Below are 13,890 nucleotides of genomic sequence, written 5' to 3' on the forward strand. Positions count from 1 at the left end.
GAACGTTAACCTGTACAGAGAGCCTATCTATACCTATCTATAGATACATGTCAGCTCAGGCTCGACAGATGCAGAGACAATGTTGCCCATTTCCCCATTTTAACTATATTGCAGCAAGGTGGTACGACATTCATTGAAAACAAGAAGTGAACGACTGAGATCAGGCAACAGACAGCAGATGCAAAAGAAGAACAGAATGCGACGATACATAATAGGGCTATGTGCAGTGCTGTTAGTTCTCGTGCTGGCAGGTAGCTATGTTGGATATATGAGTATAAGAGGATCAGTGCCCCCTTCCATAGGAGCTAATGAATCAGCTACAGGTGGTACGGGTACGACATCGAATTCTACAGCGGAAGAACAAGCAGCTGAGCCTGCTCCTACTATCGATGAGCAGTACGATCTTGTGCTGATTGGCAGTGAGATCGAAGGTGTATTAATGGCAAAGGCTGCGCATGATGAAGGGCAGAAGGTGCTCATTCTTGATCCGCGCGAGAAGCCGGGCGGTCAGCTGCTTCAAGGTCAGATGCTGGTGCTGGATGAGCCGAATAACAATAAGAAAATCAGCCTTGTGCAGGGTGAGATGAAGAAGCTATATAACGCTTATAATGGCGGCGAAATTCGTAAAGAGCAGGATTTTATCAAGTATTATGATGGATTAGTCGAAGGGATTCCTTTAAAAAGTGGGATTAAGCTAGGGCATATTCAGCAGGATCAGCAGGGCAGTATGCATAAGGTCGACAGCATTACCTATACCGAGCAGGATGGTAGCCAGCATACGGTAGGAGCGCGCTACTTTGTGGAAAATACCGATTATGCTGCTTTAACCTCACAGCTGGATGCGAAGCGAATTCCAGGTGTGGAATCGATCTTTAGTGGCCATGCAAGCAAGCCTGAATATATGGCAGCCACGTATATGCTCAGATTCAAGCATGTGGACTGGCTTGCTCTGCACAGTGCAACGCTGCTGGACTACCCACTAACTCGACTGGAAGCCAAATATGGTACCAATACGTATGTTGATTATGATTTTGGTACAGGCTTTAATAAGATTACGGATAAGTTCCAGATCGCCGATTCACAGCTCAAGCTGCGCGGCATCAACTCTACTTATCAGAAGGATGGCGAGGTCATTATCAACGCTTTGCTCATCTATGATGTCGACCCATCCAATCCTGAATCGGTGCAAAAGGCAATTGCCAAAGGCAGAGCAGAGGCACCGCGTGTGCTGGAATTTTTGCGTGAAAATATTCCCGGTTACAAACATGCGGAGCTCAATGGCTTTCCCGATTATCTATACATTCGTGATTACAATCGTTATGAAACAGATTATGTGCTTCAAGCTGACGATCTGATGAACAGCACCATGTTCTGGGATAATGTGAGCATTGGCGGATATCCACTTGATGTGCAGGGAACACGCGAGGTGCCGACTGGTAAAGGCTACGGCAAGCCAGATGCGTATGGTATCCCACTGCGTTCATTTGAATTGAAGGATTATGATAATGTGCTGGTCGCCGGTAAAAATATCGGTGCCTCGATCAAGGCATATGGTAGCGCACGAATTACGCCAACAACAGCGCTGGCAGCCCAGACGATCGGCATTATTCTCGGACGAGAGGGCAAGGAGAAAAAGCTGCGCGATCTGACGAAAGAGGATTTTGAGCATATTCATGATTATTTACGCACAGAGTATCGTATCTCGTTAAAATAGCAGAACAGTATAAACGGATGTGTATACATTCAATAGGCAAATGCAGCCTTCGATATCGTAAGATGAAGGTGGTAATCGAGTCTTTGTTGTACCCTACATCGATCATTATGAACTACATTACCTAAGAATCTATAGCTAATCTGGCGACAAAATGAAAACACCCGCTGTCCTCCTCAGAAGGATAGCGGGTGTTCTGTTGTTGGTACAAGCTCATGCGTGCTTCAAACCTATTGCGTACATGCTCCATCACTCAGCGTGCTAATATTTTCTATTCAGACATGACTGCTCAGAAATGATTGCTGTTCAGCTGTGACGATTTTTAAGGCTGACTGAGAAAATAATCGTCGAGCTGGATAGCACTGGTGTAAAGTCATTAGCAGTCGCAAAGTAGGAAGGCCTGCATCGTCTAGCTGTTATACGAGTTTTGAGTCTGTATGAGTTGAATTCATAAATCGAAGCATTGCGACGGATACGCAAGAGTTGAACATTTACAGGAAAATATCCTCAATCTCCAGCTCCGTCTCGATTGCCAGATCTTTAAAGCCTTGCTTCGTCTCGATCAGTGGACGGAAGTAATCAGACGGATTGGTCATAATAATTTTCCCGGTTTCACCAGAATTCAGCTTCACATGTTTGCCAATCATATTCGGCAGCATATGACGGATGAAGGTTTGAGTCGATTCGGGATGTAGCTGACCGAAGCTCATACGGTGCAGCTCCTTGAGTACCTTGAGCAGCTCTTGCTTGGATTGATACACACGATTGGTCGTCATCGCGCTGTAGATATCAGCGACAGCTACAATGCGTGAGTACGGATGAATATCATCCAAAATGAGCTGATGCGGATAGCCTTTTCCATCGGCACGCTCATGATGCTGTAGGGCAACAAGGGCGCTTAATTCGTCTCCAGTCGATTTCATAATCAGATCATGACCGAAGATGGTATGCTTTTTCATCCATTCAAATTCCTCGGCAGTTAGCTTACCCGGTTTATTCAGAATATCGGCGGGTACCTGTGCCTTGCCTACATCGTGTAGATAGCCTGCACGTCCAGCCAGATAGGCTTCCTGCTCTGTATAGCCTAGCCATACTGCCAGATAGTAGGATAGCATACCAACCTGTAGAGAATGGGTATACGTATAATTGTTCGTGTCATTCAGCACGAATAGCACTGAAACAACATCCTTTTGGGTGTGAAGCTCCTCCATGAGCGGCTCCAGCATATCATCAACCTGACTTCCGTCAAACTCTCCGCGTGCCGCTGCACTCAGGAAAAGATTCTCAAACCCTTCAAGAGCGGCATCGAATTTGACCTTAGCCTGCTCAAGCGTATGAGGAGCAGAGGGGACGGAAGAAGCTACAGGTGTATTTTCAATTGTCACGTAGTCCACACCAAGCTGTAGCAATTTACTGATATCACTGGAATGGAGAGTATGGCCCTTTTGCATAATGTGAATGCCGAATGAGTTAAATGTGTCGCTTGATAGTGTATCTCCCGGCTTTAAATCGGTCACATGTACTCTCAATGCGGGGCACCTCCGTAGATGAATAATACGTTTATCATATCAAGAAAAAAAATTGATCACAATCAAAAAATACTTGAGAAATTAAGACTTTGGTTGGACAGGATTCCAGGGGCCAGTCTGTACACCTTTCCATTCTGAGCCGTCTGCCCACATTTCCTTTTTCCAGATCGGTACGGTTTCTTTTAAGCGTTCAATGGCAAAGCGACTCGCTTCATACGCATCGTTTCGATGAGCAGAGGAGACGGCGATAATGACACTTGTTTCGGCAATACCTACCGCACCGATGCGATGACTGATTGCACAGCGGCTACCCCGCCATTGCTTGGCAATATGCTGACCGATCTTTTGTAGCTCAGACAATGCCATCGGCACGTAAGCCTCGTATTCCAGATACGTCGTCTGCATATCTCCAGTCATTTCGCGTGTTGTTCCGATAAAGGCGATCGTGGCACCATGATTATTATCGCTCACCTTGGCAACAACCTCTTCCGCAGATAGGGCGAGTGAAGTGATGACAAACAGCCCATCCTCGGTCTGTGCACTATTCTGATTGGCTCCAGAGCCACCGGATACGGGAGGAATTAGAGCAATCTCATCCTCTGGTTTAATATTATTATCGACAGAAGCATACTCCTGATTAACAGCAGCGAATGAGTGTGCAATCGCCTGAGCGGCTTCGGGGTATTGGGATGTGAGCGCAGCTTTAAGATCGGCTACGGTACACGATCCACTGTCTCCATCCGTTGCGGAGGTGATGTTCAAGGTGATCTCAGTCTGCCCGATCCGTTCGGCAAGCCCTGCGAACAATTTAATGGTATACTGCATAAAAGTAACGACCTCCAAACGATAGATTTATCCAATTTCATCTTATCATATTCACACGTTCATGATGTGAAAAGAAATACAATGACCGGAAGGAGCTGCCCGATGAGCAGAGATCAACGAACTTCTAATGATACCATTACCCTACTTCATACCAATGATATTCATAGCCATTTTGAAAATATGGGCATTCTGGCGGCGATTGCGAACGATTATCGGGAGCGTTATGGACCGGAGCATGTCGTACTGCTCGATATTGGCGATCATATGGATCGAATGTCACCGGAGACAGAAGGCTCGGAAGGAGCCGCAAACGTTGATATTTTAAACTTAAACCAATACGATGCAATCACCATCGGTAATAATGAAGGACTTACCTATACATCGGCTATTTTGAATCAGGCGTATGCCGGTATTCTGTGTCCTGTTGTCTGTTCTAATGTGACTGAGCATGCAACCGGACAGCCTCCAGTATGGATGCAGACCCATCGCATCATCGAAAAAGGCGGCTGGAGAATCGGTCTTGTCGGTGCAACTGCGCAATATGGGGACTTTTATGAGCTGCTAGGCTGGGACGTGGATGAGCCGGCTCGCTGTCTGGAGCCGCTTGTACGTGAGCTACGCGATCAGGTCGATCTGCTTGTACTCATGTCGCATCTGGGACTGTCTACCGATCAGCGGCTTGCCGAGCAATTACCACAGCTGGATGTGATTCTAGGTGGGCACAGTCATCATGTGCTGGAGCGTCCATTGTGGATCGGTCATACGGTCATCGGTGCCGCAGGTAAGTTTGGACATTATATGGGACATATGTGCTGGCAAAAAGCAGTCGATGGCGGACGTCCCAAGCTGCTGGACGGAGGACTGATTCCGACAGCCGATGAAAATATGCCGCGCGATGAACGTATCGAGTCGGCGATTGCACTGCATCGAGAGCGCGCTGCAGAGCGCATGAGTCGCACAGTAGCCATTCTAAAGGAGCCACTGGAGATTGGTTATGAGCATGAATCGCCGCTGGGCAATCTGCTTGCACAGGCAGTTCGTCGCTATACGGGAACCGAGCTGTCGATTGTGAATGCAGGGCAATGGCTAGGGCCGCTGCCAGCAGGCGAGATCAGCGAGGCACTGCTTCATCGTCTCTGTCCATCGCCGATCAATCCAAGCCAGACCTTATTAAAGGGACGCAGCATTCGTCTTGCATTGGAGCAGTCGCTGCTACCGGAATTTACCGGTCGAGCGATTATGGGCTTTGGTTTTCGAGGGAAGGTGCTTGGTTGTCTGTGTGTGGATGGTCTGACCATTCAATATGACCCGAATCGTGCGCCGTATGATCGTATCGTATCGATTACGACAACAGCTGGAGAACCGCTGGAGGACGAGCGTGAATACAGCGTAGGCACACTGGATATGTTTACCTTCCGTATCGGCTATGAGTCGCTCAGCGAGAGCACGAGTGTATCGTATATGCTGTCCGAATTTATTCGCGATCTGCTGCGTACCGAGCTACAAACACCGGGTGCGATCGATGTCTCTGCCGAACCTCGCTGGTTTATGTTATGATAAATAGGACCTTGTACCAACAATTGCATAATTGATGTGCATGACACTCGTTATGAACGGACCGGTTTGGGGTTAATACATGAAATAAGGTGAAAAACAAATGACAGTAATACACAGAAGTGAGTGGCCACTCAAGGAGCTTTCTCCAAGTAATGATCCGTGGGACCCGTTGCAATCACTTCGCCAGTATGGAAAACATACACTCACCAGTGTTGAGATGACCGTAACGAATCTGTGCAATATGCGCTGTGAGCACTGCGCCGTCGGCGATTCGCTTGTGATGCGTGAGCCGGATATGATTCCATTGCCGTTGATGCTGAAGCGTCTGGATGAGGTAGAGAATCTCAAGACGATCAGTATTACCGGTGGTGAGCCGACCTTCCGTAAGAAGACGGTAGACGAGGTAATTATCCCTTTGCTTCGCTATGCGCGTGAGCGTGGAGTACGTTCGCAGATTAACTCCAATCTGACGCTGGATATCGGTCGTTATGAGCCTATGTTGCCTTATCTTGACGTGATGCATATCTCGTTTAACTATACATCGCCAGATGACTTCCATGAGGTTGGCTTTGCGAATAGTGGGCATCCTGTTCCACGCGAAGCGGCTGTACGGATGTATGACACCATGATGGAGAACACACGCAAGTTAAGCGATGCCGGCATGTTCATTTCGGCAGAGTCGATGATTAACTACCGTACGCATCGTAAGCTACCAGAGATTCATCGTCTTATTCGTGAAATGGGCTGTAAGCGCCATGAGGTGCATCCGATGTATGCGGCTGATTTTGCGGCAAGCCTGCCGGTGCTGGCGCTGGATGATTTCCGGACAGCTATTCATGATTTGCTGGATCACCGTGATCCTGAGCTATGGATGCTGTTTGGCACATTGCCATTTTTCAGCTGTAATCCAGGTAAAGCAGATCGTGATCTGGTCGCACGTCTGCGGAATGAACCGAATGTGACGGTACGTAATGATCCAGATGGTCGTAATCGAGTGAATGTGAATATGTTTACTGGAGATGTATTTGTAACGGACTTTGCTGCCATTCCTGCGTTTGGCAACATTCATGAGCACAAGCTGGATGATATTTTCGGCGAATGGAGCAATAATCATCCGCTGAATCAGCAGGTCAACTGTCATTGCGATGCAGCCGCCTGCTGTGGTCCGAATCTGCTCGTTGCGGATATGTACTACAAAGGAACCGACTTCAAATCACGCAGAGCGATACTGTAAAAGCCGCATAGCTAGCGGACGTCGGTACGCCATGTATGGGCTCCGGCGGTGATTTGTGGCTGCTGTACCATATATCCGAGAAATGGGGCGTTCTGGTTGGAGCATGAGTTTGAGCTAGGTAATTTAATACTCAATTTGGCTCTTGTATTTATACTTGTATTTTTAAATGGATTTTTCGTCGCGGCGGAGTTTGCGCTTGTGAAGGTGCGTCATTCCCGGCTTACCGAGCTGCAAAGCGAAGGCAATCGATTGGCTGGCTATGCGCTCAAGGTAAACAGTAAGCTGGATGCCTATTTATCGGCGACGCAGTTCGGTATTACGCTGGCTTCACTTGGGCTTGGTTGGATCGGAGAGCCAGCTATATCGGAGCTGCTTTTAGAGCCGCTCATGTATAAGCTTGGATTTACCGATGGTACGCTGATTGCGACGATCTCGGTCATTATTGGATTCGCAGTCATTACGTTCCTTCATATCGTGCTGGGCGAGCTCGCGCCCAAATCGCTTGCGATTCAGCGGACAGACGGCGTATCGCTTGCATTGTCGGCGCCACTGTTGTTCTTTTACCGTGTGTTCTTCCCATTCATCTGGTTACTCAATGTCGCTGCGAATGCAGTGTTGCGTGCAGTCGGAATCGAGCCAGCCAGTGAGGCGGATGGTGCCCACTCAGAGGAAGAGATTCGTATTCTCATGAATCAGAGCGCAAAGAGCGGGATTATGGATGAGGGCGAGATTGAGCTGGTGAACAATATTTTTGAATTTTCCGACCTGCTTGCCCGTGAAGTCATGCTGCCACGTACCGATATGAATTGCCTGTATACGAATCTATCCAAAGAGGAAAATCTCGCAATCATTCAGGAAACGAAGCATTCTCGTTATCCGGTTGCTGTAGAGGATAAGGATCGGATTATCGGCTTCATACATATTACCGATGTGCTTCTCTCACCGGTCAATCAGCCGTATGATCTGGCTGCACTGGCAAGACCGATCCTGAATGTGCCGGAATCGATGGAGATCAGTCACGTACTACAGCTGATGCAGAAAAATCATGCTCAGATGACCCTTGTTGTCGATGAATACGGCGGTACAGCCGGCTTGCTGACAGCAGAGGAGATTCTGGAGGAGATCGTCGGCGAGCTGTATGATGAGTTCGAGGATGAGCGTCCAGATGTGGAACGTATTGGTGATATCATCTCGGTGGATGGACGGATGCTGATTGAAGATGTGAATGAGCTTGCCGGCGTAGAAATCGACGATGACGAGGTCGATTCGATCGGCGGCTGGATGTTCAAGGAGCTTGAAGGCGTACCGGAAAATGGGAAGACGGTCGAGGTCGATGGCGTAGTCTTTGAAGTGGCTGAATCGGAGCGTCTTCGCATTATGCGCGTGAATATTCATCCATTGCCTGAGCCAGAAGAAGAGTCTGAAGGCGAAGAGAAGGGTGAAGCGAGCCCGTCGTAGGTTTTGTAGGCTATGGTGAACCATGTTGGGCTCAAGATATAAAGTCCTTTAAGCTATAAAAAGGCGTTCATAGTATGGATGCTGAACATCATACACAGGTGCGGTTATTGTTGCCGCACCTGTCTTATTTTCCAAACTGCTATAACATTATAATCGTACATAACAAAGCGAGATAGATGATACGGATCGAGACGACAACGACATAAACTGTAATTAAGACAGATAGTAATGATAAGCACTGCAATGATGAATACAGACAAAAAGGAGTCGATCGAATGCACAATCAATCGGTATTGCACAAGCCGCAGGCGATGATGTTTGATATGGATGGAACCTTGTTTGAAACGGAAACGGTATTGCTACCTGCATATCATCGTACATTTGAACAGCTTCGCAGTGAAGGGTTATACGAAGGCGAGACGCCGCCAGAGTCGATTATATTGGGCTCACTCGGCATGCTGCTAGAGGACATCTGGGCGCGCGTGATGCCAGGGGCAAGCCGTCAGACGGTGGATCGTGCGAATGAGCTATTGCTGGAGCTACAGCTACAATTTATGGAGGAAGGGCTGTCCCGTCTGTATCCACACGTAGAGGAGACATTAGAGACGCTACACGCGCAGGGTGTCCGTTTATTTATCGCCAGTAATGGATTAGAGGGCTATGTGAAAGGGATTACTCGGGTGCATCAGCTGGATCGACTGCTGGATGGTGTGTATAGCGCAGGTGAATATCAGACAGAAACGAAAACGGAGCTGGTACGTCTGCTCATGGAGCAGCATGGACTACAAAGTGCATGGATGGTCGGTGACCGTTCGTCTGATATGGAGGCAGGAAAAGGAAATGGACAGCCGGTAATCGGGTGTCGTTATGCAGATTTTGGGGATGATAGTGAGCTCGCCGGAGCGGATGTTATCATCACATCGTTTGAGCAGTTGCTGGATGTGTTTAATAAAGCGAAGTGAGTACACCTGTTTTACTTCTGACAGCAAATCAGTTAACCTGTATAGGATGTGCTTGCGCCTGTGCTGTCTGATGCTTGAAGACAGGCTTTTAAGCATAAAATAACGAACATCCGTATCCATAAGGTGATGCGGCTGTATCGGAAAGTGGGGCTTATAATGACAAACATTTATGACAAGGCTAATGAGCTATCCAGCGCGATTCGTGATAGCAAGGAAGTTACGGATATTACAGCAGCGATGCAACTGATCGAGGCTGATCCAGAGAGCAAGCGTATGCTGGATGATTTCCGTGCGCGTCAGATCGAGGTTCAACAGCGTATGATGTCTGGCGATATGCCAAACCCGGAAGAAATGGAACAAATGGAGAAGCTGTTTGAGGTGTTGAACCTGAACCTCAACATCCGTCGTCTGTTTGATGCCGAGCAACGTCTGAGCACGATTATTGAAGATATTAACAAAATTATCACAGATAGCCTGAGCCATCTGTACGGTGGTCCTGAGCAATAATCTGTTGCATTCATCACTGCATAGCAAAGTATAACAGTGGCATAGTAGATAGCAGGAAAGAAGTGTATGGTGGTTATATTTTCATGTTATAGCTTCTCCTGCTACGATAATCTATCGCTTCTTAGCCTAGCTGTTAATGAATAAAGGAACGCATTTCACCCAACATAGGGTGAGATTGCGTTCCTTTTTTATGCTATAATGGAAAAACAGTAATACAGCTACGGAAAGGTGGTGCTACAGTTGCAGGAACATGATGAATCTATTACCAAGCATGAGCAGCTTTTGCAGCATATTGAGAAGTTAAAGATCGGTTCTAAAATTTCCGTCCGCAAGCTGGCACGCCAGATGGGCGTGAGTGAAGGAACAGCATATCGCGCCGTGAAGGAAGCCGAAAATATGGGAATCGTTGTCACCCGCGAACGGATCGGTACAGTACGGATCGAGAAGCGACCTCGTGGTGCCTCGGATCAGCTTACCTTTTCTGATGTGGTCGATATTATCGATGGTAAGGTGCTCGGTGGCAGCAGTGGTCTGGATAAGACGCTTGTAAAATATGCGATCGGTGCGATGAAGCTGGATGCGATGATGCGCTATGTCGAAGCGGGAAGCCTGCTTATTGTCGGTAACCGTGAGGATGCGCATCAGCTTGCGCTGGAGCATGGTGCAGCCGTGCTGATCACAGGTGGATTCACCACCAGCCCTGAGGTGAAGGCACAGGCAGATGTACGCGGACTGCCGATTATTTTATCCCGTCATGATACGTTCACCGTGGCATCGATGATTAACCGTGCGCTGTTTGATCGGATGATTAAAAAGAAAATTATGCTGGTGGAGGATATTATCGCTGGCAAGCCAAAGCCAGGCGTGCTCAAAGCCTCAAGTACCGCCGAAGACTTCTACGAAATGGCAGAACGGACAGGCTATCTGCGACTGGCTGTCGTGGATGAATGGAACCGGATTATCGGTATTATCGGACGCAAGGAAATGGAACAGCTTCCGCCAGGACAGCCGATTGAAAAGGTGCTTATTCGTCGCCCGATCACCGCAACACTGCAAACATCACTGGCATCAGCTGCTCAGACGATGATGTGGGAAGGGATCGACTTCCTGCCGATTGTCGATCGCAATCGTAAGCTGATCGGCACGATTACACGTCGTGAGGTGCTGCAAGCGATGCGTGATGCACAGCAGGAGCCAAGTGCAGGCACGATGGAGACATTTGATTATCTGATCTGGAATGGCTTTGCAGAGGAACGGGATGAAGAGGGAACGATCTTCTTCCACGGATTCATTACGCCGCAGATGGCGACTCAGCTCGGCAACATTTCCGAGGGGATTCTTATTTCCGTCATGATTCAGGCAGCGGTACGTACAGCACGTCTGCTCACTGGCAATGATTATGTACTCGATAATATGTCGACTTATTTCCTGCGTCCGGTTCAGATTGAGGATGCGATTACCGTTCGTCCGACCGTGCTGGAGGCGAGTCGACGTACGTATAAGCTGGAGATTGAGATCGTGTATGATAATGCGCCTGTATCCAAGTCGATGCTGACACTGCAATCGATCGATCACGGCTAATCGATCATCGCTAAGGGAAAGAAAGCATTGGATACAAAAAGTAATATTTGTTTTCTATGCAGCAGGTATAACAGGTAACAGTAGTAAGGTTTTATCGGAAATAAAAGTGTACTATTCCATGCCACTTCAAACGTTCATGCCTGCTACTCGTGATATAGCTATACGCAAAAAAGGATGACCTCAAGCCGAGGTCATCCTTTTGTATAAGCATGATGTGGTTCTGTATAGAGTGAAGCAGATCGTTAGACTTTGAGGATATACGGTGTAGCTATAGAGTACAGTCACAAGTCATTAGAGTGCTTAATAGAGCATGGCATCTCGCCACACTTTGAAGATATAAGGTGCATCTATATAGCAAAGTACAAGTGATATTGCTCGCTCAGGTATTTATACGATTATAGTTGATAAATGATAACCATATTAAACTTTAAAGCGTTCAACCATCGTTTTCAGATCATTTGCTACACTGGACAGCATTGCCGAGGAAGCAGAGATTTCCTGCATCGTTGCTAGCTGCTGCTCGGTAGCGGCAGAGACGGATTCGATCTCGCCTACTGCTTCACTTGTAATGCCAGACATCTGATTCACCGATTGGATGACCTGCTCGGTGCCTTGAGACAGCGTGGAGGAAGCTTCGGATACCCCTTCGATGCTTGTTACCACTTCATTCACATAGCTGCGAATGAGCTGGAAGGATGCGCCAGCAGTTTGTACCGCCTGGATGCTATGCTCGACCTCATGGGAACCCGAATTTGTTTTATTGACCACGGCTTCGATTTCCGATTGAATACGATCGATCAGTGAGCCAATCTGGTTGGCAGACGAGGAGGCTTCGTCTGCTAGATTACGAATTTCTTTTGCTACGACACTAAAGCCTTTACCATGCTCGCCTGCGCGAGCGGCTTCGATGCCTGCATTGAGCGATAGCAGATTCGTTTGCTTGGCAATCTGAGCGATCGCAACGACAATTTCACCGATCGTTTGAGAATGCTGACTCAGGCTACCGACCGAGCCGGATAGCTCACCGAAGATCGTTTGCAGCTTGTTGATTTCACGGCTAGCGGATTGTAATGCTTCATCGCCTTCATTGACTTTACTGGAGGTCAGTGACGCAGTAGCAGCTACCTGCTGAGCACTGCCAGCGATATGCCCGATACCATCTGCCATGCGATATACCGTTGCCGAGGTCTGTCCGACCTGCTCGGATTGACGCTCTGAACCCGTCGCTACCTGCTGAATCGATTCTGCGATATGCTGTGAAGCCTCTGACGTTTCACTGGCGCTGGAATTGAGCTGCTCTGAGGATGAAGCCAGATGCAGAGAAGTATCTTTTAAATGAGATACGATCTCTCGCAGACTGGAGGTCATCCGAGCAAGTGCATTCGACAGCGCGCCGACTTCATGCTTGGCTTTGATATCCCATGTCGTTGTCAGATCACCTTGAGCGACTGACTCGGTCACTTTGACCAATTGCAGAAGCGGACGGGCAATTCGGCTGGAGAACACATAGCCCGCTGTGATCGCAGCGATCAGCGATACGACCATAATGATGATACTGCTATAGAGCAGCTTGAAGTAATCCTGCATGATGACATTGTAGGATTGCTCGCTAAATACCGTCCAGCCTGTAATCGGGTCATGCACATAGGAGACTAGCTTTTTCGCACTACCTGCTCCTGATTCTACGGTACCCTGATTGCCTGCTGAGCCCTGCTGAAAAGCAGCGGTAGTATGGATATCAGCATCGAGCTGTTTGGAATCTGGATGTGCCAGAATAATCCCGGCGCGGTCAGCGATATACGCCGTCTGCCCATTGGTGGAGAACTCCTTGGCATAATCACTCATCGTATCGAGTGGAAGCGAGCATTGAACCAATCCGCTCAGCTTTTTATCATTGTCAAAGATCGGGTAAACGATATTTATAATCTTTTTCCCACTCGATTTACTGACGATCACATCAGAGATGACTGGCTTTTGAGTGGAAACTAATTGTTTGAAATAATCACGATCGCTCACATTGTCCAGTTCGGCGTCTGTGTTTTTAGCGATTTGCTGACCATTTACACTGCTGAACACGATCGTTTGCAGCTCGGGGTGAATCCCTGCCGTTTGAGCAAGCAGATTTTTTACCTGAGGCAGCTGTTCGGGATTGTATTGCTTTAATTCGGGATTGGTTGCGAGCTGCTGTAGCATCGCTAGCTCTGTGTTGACGAGTGTTTGTGCTTTTTGCAATACCAGCTCTACATTTTGCTCATTCATGCTGTAGGCATCTTTCTGAATTTTGTTGGTCGTACTGATCAAGCTGAAAGCGCCGAATACAAGCAATGGCACAATCGTAATGATCGATACGATCATAATGAGCTGTTTTTTCATCGTGTTATCCCCTGTCCTCATCATGAGAATGTTGTTTGAACATGTAATGAGCTATTTATCGGCAAATATTGGATGAAGTTTAGCTATTTATGTCAACATTTGTCGAGGTTGGCGAATAAATCTGTAATCACATACTGTTCCGTTGTCCGGATG

General features: G+C 47.8%; 10 protein-coding genes. 7 read left to right on the plus strand and 3 right to left on the minus strand.

Annotation, left to right across the window (positions count from 1 at the left end; genetic code table 11):
* Positions 1-286 precede the first annotated feature (286 nt).
* Positions 287-1,714, plus strand: coding sequence for an FAD-dependent oxidoreductase (locus IEX62_RS03125; RefSeq protein WP_229685572.1), 1,428 nt, complete (start codon positions 287-289; stop codon positions 1,712-1,714).
* A gap of 488 nt (positions 1,715-2,202) precedes the next feature.
* Here the strand turns inward: IEX62_RS03125 and IEX62_RS03130 are convergent, their stop codons facing one another.
* Both IEX62_RS03130 and IEX62_RS03135 read right to left on the minus strand, forming a co-directional pair.
* Positions 2,203-3,240 (minus strand): HD-GYP domain-containing protein, encoded by a 1,038-nt coding sequence (locus IEX62_RS03130; protein WP_188773925.1) that lies wholly within the window; start codon positions 3,238-3,240, stop codon positions 2,203-2,205.
* Positions 3,241-3,321: 81 nt separating this feature from the next.
* Positions 3,322-4,065 carry a molybdenum cofactor biosynthesis protein gene (locus IEX62_RS03135; protein WP_188773926.1) on the minus strand — a complete coding sequence of 248 codons (744 nt, stop codon included), beginning with the start codon at positions 4,063-4,065 and terminating at the stop codon, positions 3,322-3,324.
* Between the two features lie 102 nt (positions 4,066-4,167).
* On the opposite strand from IEX62_RS03135, the gene IEX62_RS03140 reads away from it, so the two are divergent.
* The 6 genes from IEX62_RS03140 (at position 4,168) to IEX62_RS03165 (ending at position 11,364) form a co-directional block, all read left to right on the plus strand.
* Positions 4,168-5,622 (plus strand): bifunctional metallophosphatase/5'-nucleotidase, encoded by a 1,455-nt coding sequence (locus IEX62_RS03140; RefSeq protein ID WP_188773927.1) that lies wholly within the window; start codon positions 4,168-4,170, stop codon positions 5,620-5,622.
* Between the two features lie 100 nt (positions 5,623-5,722).
* Positions 5,723-6,856: a radical SAM/CxCxxxxC motif protein YfkAB gene (gene yfkAB, locus IEX62_RS03145; protein ID WP_188773928.1), complete on the plus strand. Its 1,134-nt coding sequence runs from the start codon at positions 5,723-5,725 to the stop codon at positions 6,854-6,856.
* A gap of 96 nt (positions 6,857-6,952) precedes the next feature.
* Positions 6,953-8,314 carry a hemolysin family protein gene (locus tag IEX62_RS03150; protein ID WP_188773929.1) on the plus strand — a complete coding sequence of 454 codons (1,362 nt, stop codon included), beginning with the start codon at positions 6,953-6,955 and terminating at the stop codon, positions 8,312-8,314.
* Between the two features lie 275 nt (positions 8,315-8,589).
* Positions 8,590-9,276, plus strand: coding sequence for an HAD family hydrolase (locus tag IEX62_RS03155; RefSeq protein ID WP_188773930.1), 687 nt, complete (start codon positions 8,590-8,592; stop codon positions 9,274-9,276).
* Between the two features lie 156 nt (positions 9,277-9,432).
* Entirely contained in the window at positions 9,433-9,783 is a 351-nt protein-coding gene (locus tag IEX62_RS03160) for a YlbF/YmcA family competence regulator (protein ID WP_188773931.1), read from the plus strand.
* Positions 9,784-10,023: 240 nt separating this feature from the next.
* Entirely contained in the window at positions 10,024-11,364 is a 1,341-nt protein-coding gene (locus IEX62_RS03165) for a DRTGG domain-containing protein (RefSeq protein ID WP_188773932.1), read from the plus strand.
* Between the two features lie 420 nt (positions 11,365-11,784).
* Here the strand turns inward: IEX62_RS03165 and IEX62_RS03170 are convergent, their stop codons facing one another.
* Entirely contained in the window at positions 11,785-13,737 is a 1,953-nt protein-coding gene (locus tag IEX62_RS03170) for a methyl-accepting chemotaxis protein (RefSeq protein ID WP_188773933.1), read from the minus strand.
* Between the last annotated feature and the right edge of the window lie 153 nt (positions 13,738-13,890).

Origin of the sequence: Paenibacillus hunanensis, assembly GCF_014645615.1 — a bacterium.
In the GTDB taxonomy this organism is placed as follows: Bacteria; Bacillota; Bacilli; order Paenibacillales; family Paenibacillaceae; genus Saccharibacillus; species Saccharibacillus hunanensis.